The sequence below is a fragment of the Saccharopolyspora sp. NPDC002376 genome (genome assembly GCF_053593195.1).
This window is the reverse complement of sequence record NZ_JBSFBZ010000028.1, coordinates 73,980-94,487: the sequence shown is the minus strand read 5'-3', so window position 1 is coordinate 94,487 and position 20,508 is coordinate 73,980. Positions and strand designations below refer to the sequence as shown.

Here is a 20,508-nt window from a genome sequence, read left to right as displayed (position 1 = left end):
ACGTGATCACCTATCGTGCCTGTGAGGATGGTGGGGCCTTGTTCCGGGTCGTGGTCTGACCCGTATCGTGCCTGGCCTTGATGCCTTGAGTGTGACCAGTCGGCTACGACCCGGCGCAGGGCGTGCCGCCGTCGGTTTGGTGAGCGTGTCTCGATAGGGGCCTTCGCGTCCGGCACCGTCACAGGTCTGACCGTCACGGTCGGCGGTGGCCTGTTGTGTTCGGCGAGTAGACCAGGAGACAACGCCATGACCAGCGTTCTGCCACAGCCTCAGACCGACAGCCAGATCATCCTCGGTGTGGATACCCATAAGGACTTCCACGTCGCTGTTGCGGCTGCCAGCTGGTAGCGGATCGCGGTCAATGGCTGAGTTGAGCACCCACCTGCTTCACCAAGCGACGACCGCTGCTGCGTCCGAGGTCCTGCCGGAGAACCGACGAAGACGGCCGGGACCTCGATGATCGAGCCAGAGCCAAGCTGTCCGTCACTGAATTCTTGGACTGCGCAGATCGGTCACGCACCCAGCAACATGTGCGATCTCCTCCTCGATTCGCAGCGCCAGGGGACGCACCAAGTTCGCGACCCGCGGCGACAGCCCAACGCCGAGGTCCGTGTCCGCGATCTCCACCGCGAAGACGACCAGTTGTCGGGGAAGCCGGTCCAGCACGCGGGCGAATTCGATCGCGTCGTGGAGCCTGAGCCCGTGCGAACTGGTCCCGATGCCCGTCTGCCACGGCTGTTCGTCGCCGATCTCCAGCCGGTGCACGTGGCCAGGACTGGCTGGGCACGCACGCGCTGCGTCCACCACAATGGCCAGCTGCGCGCCTTCCCACGCGGCGATCAGCTGGGTGATGTCGCCGTCGCACGTGTTGAGCGTGGTACCGGCTGGTAGCGGCCGGCTGCGCGCTCGTTCGCTCAGGTATGACAAAACCGCCCAGCCGACACCGTCGTCACGGCGGTATTCGTTGCCGACCCCGATGACAGCTATCCGGGAAGGGACATTCATGCGCCTTCCCTTCCTCCTTCCGCTATTCAGCACCTCGGGGCATGGTGCGGGCCCAAGGCCGCAACCGCCATGCGGGGCCGTCGGCGGATCGCCATACTTCCGCCAACAGCACCCTCGGCGCCGGGAGATGGCGATGGCGAACAGCGATGGCTCCGAAGCAGTGATCGACGCGAGTGGTTTGGACGCGTTGGTCTCGGTTCTGACCGGTCGCGGCCGCACTGTCATCGGGCCCACCGTCCGCGACGGGGCGATCGTGCTGGCCGAGATCTCCAGCGGTGACGAGCTCCCCTACGGCTGGGGAGTCGAGCTGGAGGCCGGTCATTACCGGCTGCGTGCACGCGAGGACGGTGCCGTGTTCGCCAACAGCGCGGGACCGCAGTCCTGGAAGACGTTCCTCCACCCGCAGCGGATCCGGCAGTGGACCGCCGAACGCGGATCCGACGGCGATTTCACGGTTTTCGAGGACACCACTCCTCCCCCGTCCTACGCGTTTCTCGGCGTGCGTCCGTGCGATCTGCGGGCCATCGCGGTGCAGGACCGGGTGCTCACCGGCGGACAGTTCGCAGATCCTGTTTATCGCGGGCGGCGCGAGCGGGCCTTCCTGGTGGCGGTGGAGTGCACCGATCCGGGTGCCACGTGCTTCTGCGCCTCCATGGACGCCGGGCCGGCCGCTGGGCCCGGCTACGACCTGGTACTGACCGAAGTGCTCGACGGCGTCGGGCACCGCTTCTACATCCGCGCCGGCAGCGAGGAGGGCGAGTCGGTACTGGCCGAGCTGCCTCACCGCTCGGCCGACGACGACAGCCGTGCTGCAGCGCACGAACGCGTGAAGGAAGCCGCGGGGCGCATGGGCCGCACCATGCCAGCAGTCGATCTGCACGTGCTGATGCGCGACACGTTGGCGGCAGAGCGCTGGAACGACGTCGCGTCGCGCTGTCTGACCTGCGGCAACTGCACCATGGTCTGCCCTACCTGCTTCTGCACCACGGTCGAAGACGTCACCGATCTCACCGGCGACCACGCCGAGCGGTGGCGGCGCTGGGAGTCCTGCTTCGACGTGGAGTTCACCCACCTGCCGAGCGGCCCGGTCCGCGCCTCACAGCGCAGCCGCTACCGGCAGTGGGCCACCCACAAGCTCGGCACCTGGTACGACCAGTTCGGCAGCTCGGGGTGCGTCGGCTGCGGACGGTGCATCGTCTGGTGCCCGGTAGGCATCGACATCACCGAAGAAGCCCACGCCCTCAACGACGAGAGGGCAGCCTCCGCGGCGGAGTCCGCCGCGTTCGACGAGGACCGCTCGTGACGGTCGTCCGGCACGGCTTCGTCGGCGCGCTGCCACCCGAACATCGCGAGCGGCTGCTCGAACTCGCCCACGACGCCTCTTTCCCCGCTGCCACGCGGATTTTCGACGAGGACGGCCGGGCCGATCGGTTCTGGATCATCCGTTCGGGACTCGTCGCACTCGACATCCACATCCCGGGCCGCGGCTCGATCGTCGTGGAGACCATCGGTGATGACGAACTGCTCGGCTGGTCCTGGATGTTCGAGCCGTACCGCTGGCACCTTGGGGCGCGAACGCTCGGCCCAGTGCAGGCCTACGAGTTCGAAGCCGAGCGGGTGCGTGCCGCACGTGATGCCGATCCTGCCTTCGGCCTGGTGCTGGCCGACCGGGTTGCCCAGGTGATCGCCCGGAGGTTGAAGGCCGCCCGCCTCCGCCTCCTGGACCTCTACGGAGTCGGACGCACCGAGGAGGGCGGTGGCAGGTCGTGACCGCCGTTGCCGCTCTGCCGCAGCCGTATCGCGTCGTGGAACGCACCGAGAACTCGTCGAACATCGCGACGATCGTCCTGGAACCGACGAGTTCGGCACTGCCACCTTTCGCTCCCGGGCAGTTCGCCATGGTGTACGCGTTCGGCGTCGGTGATATCCCCGTTTCGGTCAGCGGCATCCAGGGACATCGCCTGACTCACACGATTCGGGCTGTGGGCGCGACGTCCAGAGCGCTGAACGAGGTGCGCCCCGGTCGGCTGGTCGGCGTACGCGGTCCGTTCGGCACCGGCTGGGCGCTGCCCCGCGCCCGAGGCCGCGATCTGCTGGTCGTGGCCGGTGGTATCGGGCTGGCACCGCTGCGCACCCTGGTGCTTGAAGCACTCTCCACTCCCGGGCAGTACGGGCGGCTCAACGTCCTGATCGGAGCGCGAAGCCCTGGTGAGTTGCTCTACCCCGCGCACGTCCGCAGCTGGCAGGCGGCTGGAGCCCGGGTCCTGGTCACCGTGGACCGACCGGACGAGGCCTGGACGGGCGATGTCGGGCTCGTCAGCACGCTGCTCGACCGAGCGGACTTCGCCCCGGGCAACTCGGCGGCGTTCCTCTGCGGCCCGGAGGTGATGATCCGGGCCACCGCCCGCGACCTGGTCCATCGCGGTGTTCCGGCGGACCGGATCGACGTCGCGCTCGAACGCAACATGCAGTGCGGAACCAGCCACTGCGGCCACTGCCAACTCGGACCGCTGCTGCTGTGCCGAGATGGTCCTGTCGTGAGCTGGAGGCGGGCCGACCCCCTCCTCGCAGTACGGGAGTTGTGACATGCCTGCTGACGACGTCCGCCGCCCCAGGAAGCCGAAACTCGCCGTGTGGAAGTTCGCCTCCTGCGACGGTTGCCAGCTGACCCTGCTGGACTGCGAGGACGAACTGCTCGGCATCGCCGAGAACGTGGAGATCTCCTACTTCCTCGAGGCCTCCAGCGCCCCCGGTCCGGGACCGTACGACCTGTCATTGGTCGAAGGGTCGGTGACCACGCAGCACGATGCCGAGCGGATCCAGCACATCCGAAGCTCATCGAAGCGGTTGGTGACCATCGGCGCCTGCGCCACGGCAGGCGGTGTTCAGGCGCTGCGCAACTACGCCGACGTCGCCGAGTTCCTCGCAGCCGTCTACGCCCGACCGGACTACATCGACACCCTGGCCACCTCCACTCCGATCAGCGAGCACGTGCCCGTCGACTTCGAGCTGCGCGGTTGTCCGATCGACCGAGGTCAGCTGATCGAGGTCATCACCGCGTTCCTCGCCGGGCGCACGCCGGACGTGCCAGCCCACAGCGTGTGCTTCGAATGCAAACGGCGCGGCAACGTGTGCGTAACCGTCGCGCGTGGAACGCCGTGCCTCGGGCCGGTCACGCATTCCGGTTGCGGCGCTCTCTGCCCGACCTACGGACGCGGTTGCTACGGCTGCTTCGGCCCGTCCAACTCGACCAACTTCGGCTCCTTCATACCGCTTCTCCACCGGGACGGGATGGACACGCTCGACGTGGTGCGGGTCTTGCGCACCTTCAACACCGCTGCCCCGGAGTTCGACGCGGCATCCCGAGAGGAGCGGCACGAGTGACCGACCGCAACTCGAAGGTGCTGCGCGTCGGTGCCCTCGCCCGCGTCGAAGGCGAAGGCGCGCTGCACTTGCGCCTGCAGGGCGATGAGCTCGCCGAAGCCCGGTTGGAGATCTACGAGCCCCCGCGGTTCTTCGAGGCGTTCCTGCGCGGACGCTCGTACCGCGAACCCCCCGACATCACCGCTCGGGTGTGCGGGATCTGCCCGGTCGCTTACCAGCTGAGCGCCTGCCGAGCGATCGAGGATGCGTGCGGTGTGGAGGTGGGCGGTCAGCTGGCGGCACTGCGCCGGCTGATGTACTGCGGGGAGTGGATCGAAAGCCATGCCCTGCACATCTACCTGCTCCACGCGGTCGACTTCCTCGGTGCGGACAGCGCGACCGACCTGGCCCGCACCCATCGCACCGATGTCGAGCGCGGCCTTCGCCTCAAACAAGCGGGCAACGCGATCGTCGAACTGCTCGGGGGCCGTGCGATCCACCCGATCAACACGCGTCTCGGTGGTTTCCACCGCATTCCGGCCTCGTCCGAACTGCGCCCGTTGGCCGAGCGGTTGCGCCGCGCCCGCGACGATGCCGCGGCGACCGTGCGCTGGGTGGCGGATTTCGACTTCCCCGACGCCGGGTGCGACCACGACCTGCTGGCATTGGCCGAGCCCGGTACCTACGCGATCGAATCCGGCACCCCGACAGCGATGACGAGCCCGAGTGCGGCCGGACTACCCGCCGACACCAACCGCGCGCTGTCCACCCGCACGTTCGACGTCCGGGATTTCGGCGACCACGTCGTTGAGACCCAGGTACCGCACTCCACCGCGCTGCACTCCCGTCTCGACGGGTGCCGCCACCTGACCGGGGCGCTCGCCCGCTATGCGATCAGCGGGCGCTGGCTGTCCCCGATAGCACTCGAAGCCGCCCAAGACGCAGGACTCGGCGATCCGCGTGAGGGGGCGGTGTGCCGCAATCCGTTTCGCAGCATCATCGTCCGAGCGATCGAGGTGCTCTACGCAGTCGACGAAGCGCTGCGCATCATCGGCACCTACGATCCGGTTCCCAACCCCAGTTTCGATGTTCCCCCGCGCGCTGGAACCGGCCACGGTGCGACGGAGGCACCCAGGGGCTTGTTGTACCACCGGTACGGAATGCGAGACGACGGAACGCTCACCGAGGTGAGCATCGTCCCGCCGACCGCCCAGAACCAAGGAGCGATCGAGGACGACCTACGTCACCTCGTGCAGGAAAGCCTGGACAGCGGGCGAACCGCGGATGCCGAGTTGACCATCCTGTGCGAGAAGGCGATCCGCAACCACGACCCGTGCATCTCCTGCTCGGCCCACTTCCTCGACCTCACCGTCGATCGCGAAGAGCCCCGTATTCGGTGATCGGTTCAGGGTGCCAGTGCTTCCCAAACTTCGGACAACGCGGTGTCCGGGCTCCCCTCATGACGGGCTTTACCTGGTGCGCTCTTCTGTGTTCACCAGGTAGGGGCTGGTCGAACGCCATCCTCGTTCGAACTGACGCTGCCGTGTGCGCCGATGCCCGAGCGGAGGTGCAGGGTTCCGGACCAGTTATCGGGGGATGGGCGCCAACCTGTGGGTAGCCCTTGCCCAGCGCCCAGAGAGTCTTCCGCCGCCACTGTGCTGCCTGGTCGAAACTGGTGCAGTCCAACTGTCACGACGCCTCGTCACCGTGCGCGGAACTCGCTTCGGCGCCGGGCTCTGGGGATGGCATGGGGGCGTCATCATTTCTGGTCAGAAGCGGATGTCGGGGCTCGGGTCTCCACCTGCGGCTGTCCGGTGGCACGGCCCGCTGCTCGTGGCGGCGTGGTGCGGTGGCGGCGCAGGCGGTTGGAGTTGCCCACCACCGACAGCGACGACAAGGCCATCGCTGCGGCGGCCAGGATCGGCGACAGGCGCAGGCCCAGCACCGGGTACAGCACACCTGCGGCGATGGGCACGCCGACGGCGTTGTACACGAGTGCGAAGAACAGATTCTGGCGGATGTTGCGCATGGTCGCTCGCGACAACTGGATCGCGACCGGAACCCCGCTCACCGATCCGGAGATGAGCGTGATGTCGGCGGACTCGATGGCGATGTCGGTACCGGTGCCGATCGCCAACCCCACGTCGGCGGCAGCCAGCGCCGGGGCGTCGTTGATGCCATCGCCGACCATGCCCACACGGCGCCCTTCTGCTTGCAGGCGGCGGATCTCGTCGGCCTTGTGTTCCGGCAGCACCTCGGCGAGCACGCGGGAGATCCCCACCTGGCCTGCGATGGCCGCGGCCGTGCGCGCGTCGTCCCCGGTGATCATGGCGGTCTCGATGCCGAGTCGGTGCAGCGCGGCGATCGCGGCGGCCGAGTCGTCCTTGACCGTGTCGGCCACCGCCAGCACACCAGCGGGCTCGCCGTCCAGGGCGGCCAGGATGGCGGTCTTGCCCTGCTCCGCGAACGCGGCAGCGGGCTGATCGAGTTCGCTGGCGTCGATCCCCGCGTCGGCCAGCAGCGTTCTGGTCCCGACCAGCACGGTGTGGCCCGCAGCCGTGGCACGCACACCTTTGCCGGTGATCGAAGTGAAGTTCGCCGCCTGTGGCACCTCCAGGCCGCGCTGCCACGCTCCGGCCACGATCGCCGCCGACAGCGGGTGTTCGCTGTCGGTCTCGGCAGCGGCGACCAGCGCGAGCAGCTCCCGCTCGTCGCGGTCGCCGGTGACGTGGAGGTCGGTGAGGGCTGGTGCACCTCGGGTGATGGTGCCGGTCTTGTCCAGCACGATGGTGTCGAGCTTGCGCGCGGTCTCCAACGCCTCGGCGGAGCGGATCAGGATCCCGGCTTTCGCGCCTTTGCCGGTACCGACCATGATTGATAACGGTGTCGCCAGCCCCAGCGCGCAGGGACAGGCGATGATCAACACCGCCACCCCGGACACCAGGGCATTGGTCGTCGTTGGGGGCGGTCCGACGATGAACCACGCGGCGAAGGCGATGATCGCGATGACGATCACTGCGGGCACGAAGTACGCCGAGGTGGCATCGGCCAGGCGCTGGATCGGTGCGCGGGAGGCCTGCGCGGCCTGCACCAGGCGGATGATCTGGGCCAGCATCGTGTCGGCGCCGACCTTGGCCGCTCGGACCCGTAGGGAGCCGGTGCCGTTGATGGTGGCGCCGATGACGGTGTCGCCGGCGTGCTTGGTCGCTGGCATCGGTTCTCCGGTGACCATGGACTCGTCCACTGCTGAACTGCCGGAGAGCACGGTGGCGTCCACCGGGATCTTCTCCCCGGGCCGGATGCGGATCTCGTCGCCGACCGCCACCTCCTCGACGGGTATCTCGGCTTCGACCCCGTCGCGGACCACGCGCGCGGTGCGGGCCTGCATGCCCAGCAAGTCGCGGATTGCCTCCCCGGTGCCTGCCTTGGCGCGGGCCTCGAACAATCGACCGAGCAGGATCAGCGTCAGGATCACCCCGACGGCCTCGAAGTACACCTCCCGCGCCTCGGACGGGAACGCACCGGGGGCGAAGGTGACGACGAGGCTGTAGCCGTAGGCCGCGACGGTGCCCAACGTGATGAGGCTGTTCATGTCGGCGTTGCGATGCGCCAGCGTCAGCCACCCGCTGCGGTGAATCGGCCAGCCCACGTACAGCATCACCGGCGTGATCAACACCAGCTGCAGCCACCGGTCGAGCAGCACCGGCGGCACCCAGCTGACGCGGAACAGCTCGCTCGCCATGACCGCGAACAGCACCGGCACCGTCAACACCACACCCACGACCACTCGGCGGGTCAAGTCCTTGATCTCCGCGGCGCGCTCAGCAGCCTGCGCAGCCTCCTCCTCAGCCGCCCCTGCGCCGGTCACCACCGGGGCGCTCTCGGATGGCCCCTCCACACGGGCCTCACTACCGGCCTGGCCATCAGGCTCCACCACGAGCCTGCCGTGGATCATGTTCATCCCGCAGGCGAACCCGAACGACCCCGCTCGCGTGGGGGTCAGGCACACCGCGGTCCGGGTGAACGCGGGCAGCGCGGCAGTGACTCCGAGAGCGGCGAAAACCACGCGGGAGGTGCAGTCCCCTTCCTCCTGCCTGTTGAACACCAGCTCAACAGGCACGTTCTGCCGGACCCGGATCGTCTCCGGTCGATACCCGCCCCGGACCGTCACCTCGACGCGCTGCACCCCGCCGGTCAGCTCAGCGGTACGGGCGCTCCGGGGGCCGAAGAAGTACCAGGCCACCACACTCACGCCCGCTGCGGCGACGACCAGCACGACCAAGTCGACAACAGACATGTGGACCTCTCACCGGAACAGCGCCCTCGTCAACGAGCGCCTCACATGTCGCCGAGACGCGTCGGCCGGCCTTCGAGCAGACAGGGCCGTTCGCCTCTACTGGCCGGCTCGGCCCCGCTAACACTGGGGCTATACGCCAGGGAGGTACCCATGAGGCGCCCCGTTCTGAACATCACCCCGCCGGAGCGAGTCGGTCGTGTCGCGGTCGGCCTTGCCGCGATCCTCGCGGGTGCCTGCTGTTGACGTCGACCTCCGGGCTCGTCGCGATCGCCCTGGGCATCCTGCTGGTACTGGCGGGAGCCGATCTCGCAGTCACTGGTGCACTGGGACATTGCCCGCTGTACCGCAGTCTCGGCTACACCCCGGCCTCGCTGAAACACAGAACGCCATAAGGCGTCCCTTGCCGAACCCGGCTGTCGTTGTGGAGGCTTGCGATGACCAGCTCGTCCGGCCCCGCGCGTGGCACCGGCGGCAAGCACCGCGGGTGGCACCACTGGATGATGATCGTCTGCTGCGTCCCGATGCTGGCGATCGCAATTGCCCTGGTCGCCACCGGAGTGGTCAATGTCGGCTTCGTGCTCGTCGCGGTCGTCTGCGTGCTGATGATGGTTTTGATGATGTGGGGCATGACCGGAGGTAGCGGAAACCGGTAGTAACGCCACAGCACGAGGCCGACCAGCATCACGCTCGCGTCTACCGGAAGTGCGCGACTGAACATGGCCGTACCGACACGGCCGATAGCGGCCTGGCGAATGCTCCGGTCTACTTCGAGAAATTGTCAAGAGTTGTGGACTGGGCCGTCGACGTCTACCGCTGTTCCCACTCGGTCCGGGTGAGTTCGTACTCGACTTCACCGTGTTCGGAGCCCTCGATCGCTTCCGGCCAGTCCCCGGTGAAGTTCCGGACGAAACACAGGCCCGACTTCTCCATGACGCGGCGGGAACGGGTGTTGACGGTCATGGTGTTCGCCGTGACCCGCTCGACCTCCAGGTCCGTGAACCCCTTGTGGATCAGGGCCCGGGACCCCTCGGTGGCGTAGCCGTGCCCCCATGCCGCCTGGTTCAAGCGGTAGCCGAGTTCGACCACGGCGGTGCTGTGCTCGTCCAACGGCCGGAACTCGAACCAGCCCAGGAAAGTGCCGGTGGTCTTCTCCTGCGCGGCCCAGTAGCCGCGGGTCTCCCAGCACGGGTAGTCATGCAGGAGTCCCGCCAGGACCCGCGTCTCGATGGCCTCGCGGCTGGTGGGACGACCTCCGTTGATGAAGCGCATGACCTCGGGGTCGTTGTCCAGGGCGAGCAGGTGGTCGATGTCGGCCGTCGTGAACGCGCGCAGGACGAGCCGGTCGGTCTCCAGGAAGTCGGACATGCCGCGATCTTCACCGTGGGCTGGCCGGGTCTGCCACCGGTTTTCCGGCCGACGGCCGTCGGTGGTGTTCATGCCGCGCGGGTCGCGGATCGCTCGACGAGTGCTCGTCGACCCAGCTAGCGGTGGTGTGCAGATCGAGTGGGGTCCGGCGATGATGTGGAACACCCACTACTCGATGATGGCCATCAACCAGGCCACCCCCGCAGCGATCGGGCCGGAGCGAGCGCAGCAGATCGCCGACCAATGGCTGCAGCGCAACCAACCTGGTCTCCACGCAGCCGACGCCACGGCATTTCCCGGCTACGACACCCTGCGAGGTGACCAGATCGTCGGCATGTTGTCGGTCAACGCCCAGAACAGAGCGGTTTGGTACCACACCTGGCACGGGCAGTTCATCAGAATGCAAGAGCAGCCCTGACAGCAGGAGCCGACGATGAAAGCGCTGGCCACGACTACCCAGGTCTGCTGACGTGGTCGGAGATGCCCGAACCGGTACTGCATGCAGCAGCCAACCGACGCGATCGTGAGGATGGATGCGGACGCCATCTGCGGCAACGGACTGCACCCGTGCTCGGTGTTGTCCTCCTGGCCAGTGGCTGACCGCTCAACCGATCCGGTTCGTTGGTTGATCCCGTCCACCATCCCCGTCCGAAATCGCCGAACGGATCAGCACGATCAATCAACTCCACATAGGACAGAGCTGTGCACCGTCGAGATCACGACGGGTCCGCACTTGACTTCATTCCGCATCAAGTCGGCCGATGACGGCCATGTCCAGGTGTTCATCCCCCGGCGACTGGGCCACCACGAGTCGGCAGCAGCCACTTGGGATCGGATCTTCGACTTCTTCCACCGTCACCTGCTGGATCCAGCGCCCCCGGCGGAAATCTCCCCTCCCGAGAACCCGAAGACCTGCTGATGCCGCCCGCAATCAGGGTTCCAGTGCTTCCCAGGCTTCGGATGCTGCTGTGCCCGGGCGCCCCGAGGTGTCGATGCGGGTTGCTTGGGGCCAGACCGCGAATTGACGTGCCATGCGCGCAGCGATCTCCGCTGTCGCATCCGAGGCGTCGTCGGTTCTGGCGGTGATGCGGGCTTCGCTGATCTCGGTCGGCGCGACGCAGTGCAACTCGGATGGTGCGGCAGATGTTTCGCGCGCCACCGCCCTGGCCGCTTCGCGTTCCTCGGCATTGCTCCAACTCGCGTCCAGCACCACGTTCTCCCCGTGCGCGAGCAGAGTCCGGGCGCGCGCGAGCATTTCGCTGTAGGTGTCGTGGACGTTGTCGCTGTCGTACAGGCCTCGGCCGTATCCCGCATGTGCGGCGAGCTGAGCAGCACCGGGGAGCTCGCGGCGGATCTGGTCGGTGCGGAGCAGGACAGCGCCCATCCGATCGGCCAGCGCGCCGGCCACGGTCGTCTTGCCCGTTCCCGGAAGCCCGCCCACCAGGACCAGCCTGATCTGCGCGGTGCGCAGGTGGCGCAGGGCGATGGCGGTCAGAGCCACCGCGTCCGCTGCTGCATCCGCACCTTGTGCACATCGCAGGCACGCGACCTTGGCACGGACGAACGCCCGGTAGGCCACGTAGTGGTGGGCCAGGGACGTGGTACTGCGGGACGCGGAGGACAGGAAGTCCACCGCGAGATCGACGGCTCCAAGCCGCTCCAGGTCCATGGCCAGGAAGGCCGCGTCGTCGAGGCCGTCGACGTAGCGCAGCGCGTCGTCGAACTCCAGGCAATCCAACACCCGTGGCTCGTCCGGCAGGCAGAAGATGTCCTCGGCGAGCAGATCACCGTGGCCGTCCACAACGCATCCGCGACGCACCCGTTCCTCGAACAGAGGTGCGCGTCCGTCGAGGTACTGCAGCGCGAGCGCGACGATCTCCTCGAAGGGTTCGCGGTCGATGACGGTACCGACGAACGGCTCGGTTCCGGCGAAGTTGTCGACCCACCTCTTGCGCAGCGCCGAGCGGCTGCCCGCGACGTCGATGTCCGGTCCGCGCCGCGCAGTGCTGTGGAAGGAAGCGAGTACGCGGGCCAGCTTCTCCACGTCGGCGCGCACATCCTCTCCGCTCGATATCAAGGTCGAGAGGCGGCGCGACGCGGGCATCCGGCGCATCACCACCACCCAGTCGCAGGTCTTGCCGTGCCCGTCGAGGACCTGGGCGAGGTCGAGGTAGACGTCGGGCGCGAGGCGCCGGTTGAGCTCGACCTCGCGGCGGCACGCACGCTCGCGGGCTGCCACCGTGCTGAAGTCGAGAAAGCCGAGATCGACCGGTTTCTTGACCTTGTAGGCCCGATCGCCGATGAAGACCACCACCGCGCAATGGCTCTGGACGATTCCGACACCGCCCGGTGCGACGAAGGGCGCTGGTGACGCTCCAGTTCTGGGCTTCATCTGGCATCTCCCGAAGTCGATCGCGGAGCTGGCGGGAAACTGCGAGTTCGGGCGGTGGGTACCCAGCGCGGTGCCACCCGCCGGGAGATGGTCTGCCACGCACAGCACCCTGGTGGCGCAGCAGCTGCTCGGTGTGCGGCCACCCGCAGTGCCGTTCACGGTCGCCGGGACTGCTCTGCCCGCGTCTCGAGTAGGCCTGTTCAGGGCCCGTCCCTCCGCACTCCGACCGTACGGCCGACCCGAGGTCGCACAACTCGGGATTCACCGGTTCCCGTTCGAGCGCGGCGCGCACCGGTTCCACCGAGGGAAGCCAGTCGTCACCGCAGCCCCACCGGTTCATCGCTCGGCCCGCTGCGCGTGTGGCGAGAACGGGCCGGTCGGCCCTACCCCCCGCTGCTTGCCGGACGGACGCTGAATCCAGTCGCCATTCGCCTTCGGGAGGACATCATGACCAGCTTGCAGCCCCGGCCTGGCCTGGGCCTGCCGGACATCTTCCGGATGTTCGAAACCGAGTGGCCCTTCGGTGAACGCCACGCGATGCGGGTGGAGGCCTACGCCGAGAAGGACGAGTTCGTGGTTCGGTGCGAACTTCCCGGTGTGGACCCCGACGAGGACATCCACATCAACGTCGAAGGCAACCAGCTCAAGATCGACGCCGAACGCAAGCACGACCAACGCTCGGAGCGCCGCAGCGAGTTCCACTACGGCACGTTCAGCCGGACCCTGCTGCTACCGACCAGCTGCAACACCGACGAGGTCAAGGCCGAATACGAGGCCGGCATCCTCACCATCCGCATGCCGCGTCGCGAAGTCATGGCGCGCAAGGAAATTCCGGTGGCCCGCAGGGGGCAGTGAGCCCGGCACCACGACCGCTCGCCCAGCCACCGGCTGAAAGGGAGGAAGCCGTGCGAGTCGATGAAGTCTTCCACCCCGGGACCTTGACCTGCGAGGCATCCGACCCGCTCGCCGAAGTGGCGCGGAAGATGACGGCCGATCACGTCGGTGCCCTCGCCGTGCTGGACAACGACCGGATCATCGGCATCATCTCCGAGCGCGACCTGGTCCGAGCGATCGCGGAACGAGCTGATCCGCAGGAGTCGACTGCCATCTCGTTCGCCTCCCAGCAGCTCGAAACAGCGACCGTCAGCGACGACACCAAGGACGTCGCTCGCCGGATGCTCGACGCCGGAGTCCGCCACCTGCCGGTGAAGCAAGGGCACATGGTCATCGGCGTCATCTCCATGCGCGACCTCCTCGCGATCGAAACGTGGCTCTGACCAGGAGCTCCACCGCCCCCGCCCGAACGACCTCGATCGCGTCCATCCCGTGAGTGCCGTTGTCCTCTAGCGGCCGTGACGCCCGCGAGATTACCTGGACAGGAGGGCGGGGAGAGGGGATGTGATGCGGTGGGCGCCCATCAGCAAGCCTCATGAGCTGCACACCCGACCCAACCTCGGTGACTACGAGCGGGCCCGGGTCGAATTCGACTGGGCAACGGCGCGTTCCCAACTCTCCGGCCTGCCCGGTGGTCGAGGATTGAACATCGCTCACGAAGCGGTGGACCGGCACGTCGCGGGTGTGCGGGCGCGAGCCACGGCCCTGCGTTGCGTGGACAAGCAAGACCAGGTAACGGAGCTCGACTACGCCGAGTTGCGGGACCAGACCGGCAGGTTCGCCAACGTGCTGCGCGAGCATGGCGTCCAACGGGGCGAACGGGTGTTCACCCTCCTGGGGCGCGTACCAGCTCTGTATACCGTGGCGCTGGGAACGCTGAAGGCCGGTTGCGTGCTCGCGCCGTTGTTCTCCGCCTTCGGCCCGCAGCCCGTCTTCGACCGGCTGCGGATCGGCGGCGGTGCCGTGCTGGTGACCACATACCGCCTGTACCGGAACAAGATCCGGCAACTCCGCTCGGCTCTGCCAGACCTCCGGCACGTCTTCCTGGTGGGCGAGCGCACCACCGAGCCCGGAACCACCGACTTGGCCGATGTCCTCGCACATGCCGATTCCGCCTTCGATATCCCTCCCACATCGCCGGACGACTGGGCGTTGCTGCACTTCACCAGCGGTACCACCGGTACCCCCAAGGGCGCGGTGCACGTCCACGATGCGGTGGTCGCGCACTACAGCACCGCGGAGCAGGCGCTCGACCTGCGACCCGATGACGTGTTCTGGTGCACCGCGGATCCGGGCTGGGTCACCGGTACCTCGTACGGGATCATCGCGCCCTTGGCGCACGGGGCCACCGTGGTCAGCGATGAAGGTGAGTTCGACGCGCGGCGCTGGTACCGCGTGCTCGCCGAGCAGCACGTCACCGTCTGGTACACCGCCCCGACCGCCCTGCGGATGTTGATGCGGCACGGCCCCGAACTGGCATCCGGCTACGACCTGTCCGCACTGCGCTACATCGCCAGCGTCGGCGAGCCGCTCAACCCCGAGGTCGTCGTGTGGGGCCAGGAGGCGCTGGGACTACCTGTCCACGACAACTGGTGGCAGACGGAGACCGGCGCGATCATGATCAGCAACTACCCGGCCGAGGAGATCCGGCCAGGGTCCATGGGGCGTCCGGTTCCCGGCATCGAAGCAGGCCTGCTGGAACGCGGGGAGGACGGTCGTGCCCTGGTCCGCAACGGCCGGGTGCGGGAGCTGACCGGTGCCGATGCCGAGGGCGAACTGGCGCTGCGCCCCGGGTGGCCCTCGATGTTCCGCGGGTACCTGCACGACGAGGCCCGGTACGCCGCCTCCTTCGCCGGTGGCTGGTACCTCACCGGCGACATCGCCGCGCGCGATGCCGACGGCTACTACTGGTTCGTCGGGCGGGCCGATGACGTGATCAAGTCCGCCGGGCACCTGGTCGGCCCGTTCGAGGTGGAAAGCGCGCTGATGGAACACCCCGCGGTGGCCGAAGCCGGCGTGATCGGCAAGCCGGACCCGGTCGCGGGGGAACTCGTGAAGGCATTCGTGTCCCTGCGCTCCGGGCACGCCCCGAGCGAGGAGCTGCGCACCGAGCTGCTGGCCTTCGGACGACGTCAACTCGGTGCCGTGGCCCCCAAGGAGCTCACCTTCGACGACGACCTCCCGCACACCCGCAGCGGCAAGGTCATGCGCAGGCTGCTCAAAGCACGAGAACTCGGGCTGCCGGAAGGCGACCTGTCCACGCTGGAGAAGGCTCGATGAATCGACGAGAAGCGACGGCAACCGGCGCGAAGGCCAAGCAGCGCACCGAGCTGCTGCGGCAGATGGTGCGGATCCGGCGCTTCGAAGAGCGCTGCGTCGAGCTCTACAGCGCCGCGGAGATCCGCGGATTCATGCACCTCTACATCGGTGAAGAAGCCGTGGCCGCCGGGCTGATGCAGGCTCTCAGCCCCGACGACGCCGTGGTGTCGACCTACCGCGAACACGGTCACGCCCTGGCTCGTGGCGTGCCGATGGTCTCGGTGATGGCCGAGATGTTCGGCCGCACCAGCGGGTGCAGCCGCGGCCGCGGCGGGTCGATGCACCTCTTCGACGTCTCCCGCCGGTTCTACGGCGGCAACGCCATCGTCGGCGGCGGGCTGCCGATCGCCGTCGGGCTCGCGCTCGCCGATGCCATGCGCGACCGGCCGCAGGTCACCGCATGCCTGTTCGGCGACGGCGCAGTCGCCGAGGGCGAGTTCCACGAATGCCTGAACCTCGCCGCGCTGTGGCGGCTCCCGGTGCTGTTCAGCTGCGAGAACAACCTCTACGCCATGGGCACCGCCTTGGCCCGGGCACAGGCTGAAACCGATCTGGCGCTGCGGGCGAGCTCCTACGGGATGCCGTCCTGGGCCGTCGACGGCATGGACGTCGAAGCAGTAGCGGCCGCGGGGAATCGCGCGGTGGAGACCATGCGCGCCAGCCCGGGGCCGTGCTTCCTGGAGCTGCGGACCTACCGGTTCCGGGCGCACTCGATGTACGACGCCGAACGCTACCGGGACAAGGCCGAGGTCGAGCAGTGGAAGCAGCTCGACCCGATCGACCGGCTCACCGCCCGGATGTGCACTGACGGCGACCTCGACGACGACGCCCGAGCGACTCTGGACTCCGAGGTGGACGCCGAACTGGACCAGGCAGTGGCCGAAGCCCGCACCGGCCCCCTCGAACCAGCCGCGGACCTGACCCGATTCGTCTGCAGCGAGCAGGTATGAACCCCGCGCAAAGCACCTACCGCGATGCCCTCCGCGAGGCGTTGCGGGAAGCGCTGCGCGAGGACGAGCGGGTGTTCCTCATGGGCGAGGACGTCGGCCGCTACGGCGGATGCTTCGCCGTCAGCCTCGGTCTCCTGGAGGAGTTCGGCCCCGAACGCATCCGGGACACCCCGCTGTCGGAATCCGCGTTCGTCGGCGCCGGCATCGGTGCCGCTCTGGCCGGGATGCGGCCCATCGTCGAGATCATGACCGTCAACTTCAGCCTGCTCGCCCTCGACCAGATCCTCAACAACGCCGCCACCCTGCTGCACATGTCCGGCGGCCAGCTCAACGTTCCCCTGGTCATCCGCATGACGACCGGAGCGGGGCGCCAACTCGCCGCCCAGCACTCCCACAGCCTGGAAGGCTGGTACGCCCACATCCCCGGTCTGCGCATCATCGCCCCGGCCACCCTCCCCGATGCCCGCGGAATGCTGCGCCCCGCACTCGCCTGCCCGGACCCGGTGCTGATGTTCGAGCACGGCTCGCTCTACAACGCCACCGGCGAGCTCGACGACCCGGCCGAACCCGTCGACATCGGCACCGCCGCCCGCCGCCGCAGTGGAACCGACGTATCGCTCATCACCTACGGCGGCACCCTGCCCACAACGCTGACCGCCGCCGAACAACTCGCCGCCGAACACGTCGAGGCAGACATCATCGACCTGCGCACGCTGCGCCCGCTGGACGAGCCGACCGTCCTCGACTCGGTACGCCGCACCCACCGCGCGGTCGTGATCGACGAGGGGTGGCGCAGCGGCAGCCTCTCCGCCGAGATCAGCGCCCGCATCACCGAGCACTGCTTCTACGACCTCGACGCCCCGGTCGAGCGGGTGTGCAGCGCCGAAGTCCCCATGCCCTACGCCAAACACCTCGAAGAAGCCGCACTCCCACAACCCGAGGACGTGGTGGCCGCCGCGCGACGGGCGGTGAGCTGACGTGGCCGAGTTCCGGATGCCGTCACTCGGTGCGGACATGGAGCAGGGCACCCTCGTCGAATGGCTCGTCCAGCCCGGCGACACCGTCCACAAGGGAGACCTGATCGCCGCGGTGGACACCGAGAAGGCCATCATCGAAGTCGAATGCTTCGACACCGGCATCATCGATCGCCTGCTCGTGGAGCCCGGCCAGACGGTGCCGGTCGGCGCCCCCATGGCGATCATCTCCGGCGGCGCGCACGGCGCCCCAGCCGGTCCCGCACCACCCGAACCCGCCGCCGAACCCCCACCTCACCGGCCCATCGCCACTCCCCCGGTGCGCAAACTCGCCGCCCAGCACGGGGTCGACCTCGCGACGATCCGCGGCACCGGACACCACGACGCCATCACCCACGCCGACGTCGAGGCAGTCATCCACCACCACGTCGAACCGCCCGCCGGTGCGGGGCCCGGCGAACGCCGGCGGATCTCCCCCTACGCCCGACGCTTGGCCATCGAGCTCGGCGTCGATCCCAGTCTGCTGACCGGAACCGGCACCGATGGGGCCGTGCGGGCACGCGACGTCCGCGCCGCAGCACCTCAACCGCCGATCGCACCGGTACGACCGCAGACCACCGAGCGGGACACCGACGCCATGCGACAAGCCATCGCAGCGCTGATGAGCAAGTCGAAGCGCGAAATCCCCCACTACTACCTCACCAACACCATCGACCTCGGTGACGCCCTCGACTGGCTGCACGAACGCAATCGCCACGTCGAGATGGCCGACCGGATCGTGCCCGCCGCGCTCCTGCTCAAGGCCAGCGCGCTAGCCGCGCACCAGGTTCCCGAGCTCAACGGGCACTGGATCGACAACCACTTCCAGCACTCGGGCCCGGTGCACCTGGGAGTGGCCGTCTCCCTGCACGGCGGTGGCCTGCTCACGCCCACCATCGCCGACGCCACCGAGCTACCCCTCCCCGAAGTCATGCAGCGCCTGCGCGAACTGGTCTCCCGAGCCCGCACCGGCCGACTGCACTCGTCCGACACCACGCCAGCCACGATCACCGCGACCAACCTCGGCGACCTCGGCGCCGAATCCGTCCTAGGCGTGATCTACCCGCCGCAAGTGGCCCTGGTCGGATTCGGCGCCGTCGTCCGACGACCGTGGGCGGTCGGCGACCTCATCGGCATCCGGCCCGTGGTCACCACGACGCTGTCCGGAGACCACCGGGCCAGCGACGGCGCCACCGGCGCCCGCTACCTCGCCGCCGTCGAGAAGTTCCTGCAGCATCCCGAGGAGCTGTGATGTCCCCACCGATCACACCCGATCACGCCCGAGAACTGGTGCACCACGCGCTCCGGAAGGCCGTGCCCGGTGCCGACCCCGACACCCTGGACGAGCGTGAGGACTTCCGCGAAGCGCTCGAACTGGACTCCCTGGACTTCCTCTCCTTCGTCGAAGCCCTCGGCAACGCCGTCGGCACCCGCATCGAGGAGGACGACTACGACCAGCTCACCACGACCGCCTCCGCAGCGGAATTCCTGACCGGACTTCCGACGAGTCCGCCGTGAACGGTCGGTCATCGCGACGATGCGCCCACAGGTGCGGATCGGAGCCATTGGCCCCTCGCCAGTGCGATCGTCGCGGGAAACCACATTGGCAGCATCGAACCGCGAAGAGGAGTCGCGGATGCGAAACCTGAACCGACCGCACGAGTCGCGTCCCGGTGTTGACGGGAACCGTTCGCGGGCAGGGGATTCGGCGCTCACCTTGGTGCGGGCACAGCAGCCTCGGGGATCGACTCCCACCGGTCCACCAAGCGCTTCTCCAGATCCGCCATGGTGGTGTACTCAAGGTCTTCCAGCGGCAACCGGTGCGGTTCGAACGGACCGTGGCGGCGCAAGTAGTCCATCACCTCGTTGGTCTGCGCCCGAGCCCGGTCGAAGGACGGGTCGTCGAACAGATCCCGCGGCCCGATCAGCTTGCCCTGATGCACCTGGAAACCCAGTGCGACCACCCGCGGTGGCCCGTCGAACCGAGCCGGGTGCGCGTCGGCGACGCTGACCGGCATCATCGGAGCGTGGTGCGATCCGCGCATGCACCCACCCGCGGTGTAGGCGAAGGCGAACGGCTCCAGCACCTCACCGAGCGCAGGCAGCCCCGACTGGCACCGCACGATCATCACCGGGTCGTCCTTGCCGACGTACTTGCCCGCGATCAGCGACAACCGCTGCGTGGAGGTGGCCACCGCCTGCTCCTGCAGGGTCTTCGACTCGACCGAGTGGATCACGTACCGCGCCGGTGCCCCGATGAACATCAGCATCTCGTAGAGCTCGCGAGGGCAGTCGAACCAGATCCGCTTCTCCTCGTACAGGTCGTACACCTCGAACCGGAACCCGGCGTGCATCTTCGCATCGATCACCAGACCCGCGGTGTTGAACGGGTCGGCGAATGCCTTGTACAGCGGCAGGTTCCACGCCCCCGGCTCGGTCTTGTCCGCCAGGAAGCACACCACCGGCTCGCTCGGCCGCTCGGTGAACTCCAGCTCCGCATACCCCGGTCCCATGCCGCGCAGGTTCCCGCTGAACGCATCCGACAGCAGATCCTGCCCCGCCCCGTACAGCCCGAGCCCCTTGGCGATCTCCGTGGTCCGCAGGAACACGTCCCAGGCGAAGGAGTGCACCTCCTCGGCATCCGGGCCGTGCTCGTGGGGCATGATCAAAGAGATGTCGTCGCCGCAGCTGGCGACCTTCCCATCCAGCAGGAGCCCATCCTCCACAGCGGTGTCCAGGGCTTGCCGGGCCGCATCCATCATGTCCGGGTGCACCGCGGAATGGCCGACGAAACCACCTGTATCGGCCTTGATGATGCTCAACGTAACCATCACAACCTCCCAGGTCACACTGTCCGCCGCGCCGAGGGACGACCACTAGGGCCGACCGGCCTCAGGTCGCATCGAGATG

The 20,508-nt window shown here is 68.1% G+C and carries 21 protein-coding genes; 16 read left to right on the top strand and 5 right to left on the bottom strand.

What is annotated here, in order from left to right:
* Nucleotides 1–483 precede the first annotated feature (483 nt).
* Nucleotides 484–1,005: a hydrogenase maturation protease gene (locus ACWCO2_RS20010; protein ID WP_450129241.1), complete on the bottom strand. Its 522-nt coding sequence runs from the start codon at nt 1,003–1,005 to the stop codon at nt 484–486.
* Nucleotides 1,006–1,138: 133 nt separating this feature from the next.
* On the opposite strand from ACWCO2_RS20010, the gene ACWCO2_RS20005 reads away from it, so the two are divergent.
* The 5 genes from ACWCO2_RS20005 to ACWCO2_RS19985 are packed head-to-tail and all read left to right on the top strand — an operon-like array spanning nt 1,139 to nt 5,768.
* A complete protein-coding gene (locus ACWCO2_RS20005; RefSeq protein ID WP_450129240.1) occupies nt 1,139–2,308 on the top strand; it encodes a 4Fe-4S dicluster domain-containing protein in 1,170 nt (389 codons plus the stop codon).
* A complete protein-coding gene (locus ACWCO2_RS20000) occupies nt 2,305–2,775 on the top strand; it encodes a Crp/Fnr family transcriptional regulator (protein ID WP_450129239.1) in 471 nt (156 codons plus the stop codon). Before ACWCO2_RS20005 ends, ACWCO2_RS20000 begins: the two co-directional genes overlap by 4 nt.
* Complete coding sequence (locus tag ACWCO2_RS19995; protein ID WP_450129238.1) at nt 2,772–3,590, top strand: FAD/NAD(P)-binding protein; 819 nt, start codon at nt 2,772–2,774, stop codon at nt 3,588–3,590. Before ACWCO2_RS20000 ends, ACWCO2_RS19995 begins: the two co-directional genes overlap by 4 nt.
* 1 nt (nt 3,591) lies before the next feature.
* Nucleotides 3,592–4,389, top strand: coding sequence for an NADH-quinone oxidoreductase subunit B family protein (locus tag ACWCO2_RS19990; RefSeq protein WP_450129237.1), 798 nt, complete (start codon nt 3,592–3,594; stop codon nt 4,387–4,389).
* Nucleotides 4,386–5,768 carry a Ni/Fe hydrogenase subunit alpha gene (locus tag ACWCO2_RS19985; RefSeq protein WP_450129236.1) on the top strand — a complete coding sequence of 461 codons (1,383 nt, stop codon included), beginning with the start codon at nt 4,386–4,388 and terminating at the stop codon, nt 5,766–5,768. Before ACWCO2_RS19990 ends, ACWCO2_RS19985 begins: the two co-directional genes overlap by 4 nt.
* Nucleotides 5,769–6,127: 359 nt before the next feature.
* On the opposite strand, the gene ACWCO2_RS19980 is transcribed toward ACWCO2_RS19985, so the two are convergent.
* On the bottom strand, nt 6,128–8,665 hold the full coding sequence (locus ACWCO2_RS19980; RefSeq protein ID WP_450129235.1) for a heavy metal translocating P-type ATPase: 2,538 nt from the start codon (nt 8,663–8,665) through the stop codon (nt 6,128–6,130).
* Nucleotides 8,666–8,904: 239 nt separating this feature from the next.
* Between ACWCO2_RS19980 and ACWCO2_RS19975 the strand changes: the two genes are divergently transcribed.
* Both ACWCO2_RS19975 and ACWCO2_RS19970 read left to right on the top strand, forming a co-directional pair.
* Entirely contained in the window at nt 8,905–9,057 is a 153-nt protein-coding gene (locus ACWCO2_RS19975; RefSeq protein ID WP_450129234.1) for a YgaP-like transmembrane domain, read from the top strand.
* A gap of 42 nt (nt 9,058–9,099) precedes the next feature.
* Nucleotides 9,100–9,318 carry a hypothetical protein gene (locus ACWCO2_RS19970; RefSeq protein WP_450129233.1) on the top strand — a complete coding sequence of 73 codons (219 nt, stop codon included), beginning with the start codon at nt 9,100–9,102 and terminating at the stop codon, nt 9,316–9,318.
* Nucleotides 9,319–9,472: 154 nt separating this feature from the next.
* Here ACWCO2_RS19970 and ACWCO2_RS19965 read toward each other — a convergent pair whose 3' ends face one another.
* Nucleotides 9,473–10,030, bottom strand: a complete 558-nt coding sequence (locus ACWCO2_RS19965; RefSeq protein WP_450129232.1) for a GNAT family N-acetyltransferase — start codon at nt 10,028–10,030, stop codon at nt 9,473–9,475.
* On the opposite strand from ACWCO2_RS19965, the gene ACWCO2_RS19960 reads away from it, so the two are divergent.
* The gene (locus ACWCO2_RS19960) at nt 10,029–10,448 is read left to right on the top strand and encodes a hypothetical protein (protein ID WP_450129231.1); all 420 of its coding nucleotides are present in this window, start codon (nt 10,029–10,031) and stop codon (nt 10,446–10,448) included. The genes ACWCO2_RS19965 and ACWCO2_RS19960 overlap by 2 nt on opposite strands.
* Before the next feature lie 81 nt (nt 10,449–10,529).
* Nucleotides 10,530–10,949 carry a hypothetical protein gene (locus ACWCO2_RS19955; RefSeq protein ID WP_450129230.1) on the top strand — a complete coding sequence of 140 codons (420 nt, stop codon included), beginning with the start codon at nt 10,530–10,532 and terminating at the stop codon, nt 10,947–10,949.
* Nucleotides 10,950–10,961: 12 nt separating this feature from the next.
* Here the strand turns inward: ACWCO2_RS19955 and ACWCO2_RS19950 are convergent, their stop codons facing one another.
* A complete protein-coding gene (locus ACWCO2_RS19950; RefSeq protein WP_450129229.1) occupies nt 10,962–12,422 on the bottom strand; it encodes a bifunctional aminoglycoside phosphotransferase/ATP-binding protein in 1,461 nt (486 codons plus the stop codon).
* A 447-nt stretch (nt 12,423–12,869) separates the two neighbouring features.
* On the opposite strand from ACWCO2_RS19950, the gene ACWCO2_RS19945 reads away from it, so the two are divergent.
* The 7 genes from ACWCO2_RS19945 (at nt 12,870) to ACWCO2_RS19915 (ending at nt 19,116) form a co-directional block, all read left to right on the top strand.
* The gene (locus ACWCO2_RS19945; RefSeq protein WP_450129228.1) at nt 12,870–13,277 is read left to right on the top strand and encodes an Hsp20/alpha crystallin family protein; all 408 of its coding nucleotides are present in this window, start codon (nt 12,870–12,872) and stop codon (nt 13,275–13,277) included.
* Between the two features lie 50 nt (nt 13,278–13,327).
* Nucleotides 13,328–13,699 (top strand): CBS domain-containing protein, encoded by a 372-nt coding sequence (locus tag ACWCO2_RS19940; RefSeq protein ID WP_450129227.1) that lies wholly within the window; start codon nt 13,328–13,330, stop codon nt 13,697–13,699.
* Nucleotides 13,700–13,823: 124 nt separating this feature from the next.
* Nucleotides 13,824–15,596: an acetate--CoA ligase gene (gene acsA, locus ACWCO2_RS19935; protein ID WP_450129226.1), complete on the top strand. Its 1,773-nt coding sequence runs from the start codon at nt 13,824–13,826 to the stop codon at nt 15,594–15,596.
* Nucleotides 15,593–16,585, top strand: a complete 993-nt coding sequence (gene pdhA, locus ACWCO2_RS19930) for a pyruvate dehydrogenase (acetyl-transferring) E1 component subunit alpha (RefSeq protein ID WP_450129225.1) — start codon at nt 15,593–15,595, stop codon at nt 16,583–16,585. The genes acsA and pdhA overlap by 4 nt, the downstream gene beginning before the upstream one ends.
* Nucleotides 16,582–17,562: an alpha-ketoacid dehydrogenase subunit beta gene (locus tag ACWCO2_RS19925; RefSeq protein ID WP_450129224.1), complete on the top strand. Its 981-nt coding sequence runs from the start codon at nt 16,582–16,584 to the stop codon at nt 17,560–17,562. The genes pdhA and ACWCO2_RS19925 overlap by 4 nt, the downstream gene beginning before the upstream one ends.
* A gap of 1 nt (nt 17,563) precedes the next feature.
* The gene (locus tag ACWCO2_RS19920; RefSeq protein ID WP_450129223.1) at nt 17,564–18,850 is read left to right on the top strand and encodes a dihydrolipoamide acetyltransferase family protein; all 1,287 of its coding nucleotides are present in this window, start codon (nt 17,564–17,566) and stop codon (nt 18,848–18,850) included.
* Nucleotides 18,850–19,116: an acyl carrier protein gene (locus ACWCO2_RS19915; RefSeq protein ID WP_450129222.1), complete on the top strand. Its 267-nt coding sequence runs from the start codon at nt 18,850–18,852 to the stop codon at nt 19,114–19,116. The genes ACWCO2_RS19920 and ACWCO2_RS19915 overlap by 1 nt, the downstream gene beginning before the upstream one ends.
* A gap of 194 nt (nt 19,117–19,310) precedes the next feature.
* Here ACWCO2_RS19915 and fbp read toward each other — a convergent pair whose 3' ends face one another.
* Nucleotides 19,311–20,429, bottom strand: a complete 1,119-nt coding sequence (fbp, locus tag ACWCO2_RS19910) for a fructose-1,6-bisphosphate aldolase/phosphatase (protein WP_450129221.1) — start codon at nt 20,427–20,429, stop codon at nt 19,311–19,313.
* Nucleotides 20,430–20,508: the final 79 nt, after the last annotated feature.

Excerpts from the sequence above, each read along its gene's own strand:
- ACWCO2_RS20010 (WP_450129241.1), bottom strand. The coding sequence starts at position 1,005 with ATGAATGTCCCTTCCCGGATAGCTGTCATCGGGGTCGGCAACGAATAC.
- ACWCO2_RS20005 (WP_450129240.1), top strand. The coding sequence starts at position 1,139 with ATGGCGAACAGCGATGGCTCCGAAGCAGTGATCGACGCGAGTGGTTTG.
- ACWCO2_RS19990 (WP_450129237.1), top strand. The coding sequence starts at position 3,592 with ATGCCTGCTGACGACGTCCGCCGCCCCAGGAAGCCGAAACTCGCCGTG.
- ACWCO2_RS19980 (WP_450129235.1), bottom strand. The coding sequence starts at position 8,665 with ATGTCTGTTGTCGACTTGGTCGTGCTGGTCGTCGCCGCAGCGGGCGTG.
- ACWCO2_RS19970 (WP_450129233.1), top strand. The coding sequence starts at position 9,100 with ATGACCAGCTCGTCCGGCCCCGCGCGTGGCACCGGCGGCAAGCACCGC.
- ACWCO2_RS19960 (WP_450129231.1), top strand. The coding sequence starts at position 10,029 with ATGCCGCGATCTTCACCGTGGGCTGGCCGGGTCTGCCACCGGTTTTCC.
- ACWCO2_RS19965 (WP_450129232.1), bottom strand. The coding sequence starts at position 10,030 with ATGTCCGACTTCCTGGAGACCGACCGGCTCGTCCTGCGCGCGTTCACG.
- ACWCO2_RS19955 (WP_450129230.1), top strand. The coding sequence starts at position 10,530 with ATGCAGCAGCCAACCGACGCGATCGTGAGGATGGATGCGGACGCCATC.
- ACWCO2_RS19950 (WP_450129229.1), bottom strand. The coding sequence starts at position 12,422 with ATGAAGCCCAGAACTGGAGCGTCACCAGCGCCCTTCGTCGCACCGGGC.
- ACWCO2_RS19945 (WP_450129228.1), top strand. The coding sequence starts at position 12,870 with ATGACCAGCTTGCAGCCCCGGCCTGGCCTGGGCCTGCCGGACATCTTC.
- acsA (WP_450129226.1), top strand. The coding sequence starts at position 13,824 with ATGCGGTGGGCGCCCATCAGCAAGCCTCATGAGCTGCACACCCGACCC.
- pdhA (WP_450129225.1), top strand. The coding sequence starts at position 15,593 with ATGAATCGACGAGAAGCGACGGCAACCGGCGCGAAGGCCAAGCAGCGC.
- ACWCO2_RS19925 (WP_450129224.1), top strand. The coding sequence starts at position 16,582 with ATGAACCCCGCGCAAAGCACCTACCGCGATGCCCTCCGCGAGGCGTTG.
- ACWCO2_RS19915 (WP_450129222.1), top strand. The coding sequence starts at position 18,850 with ATGTCCCCACCGATCACACCCGATCACGCCCGAGAACTGGTGCACCAC.
- fbp (WP_450129221.1), bottom strand. The coding sequence starts at position 20,429 with ATGGTTACGTTGAGCATCATCAAGGCCGATACAGGTGGTTTCGTCGGC.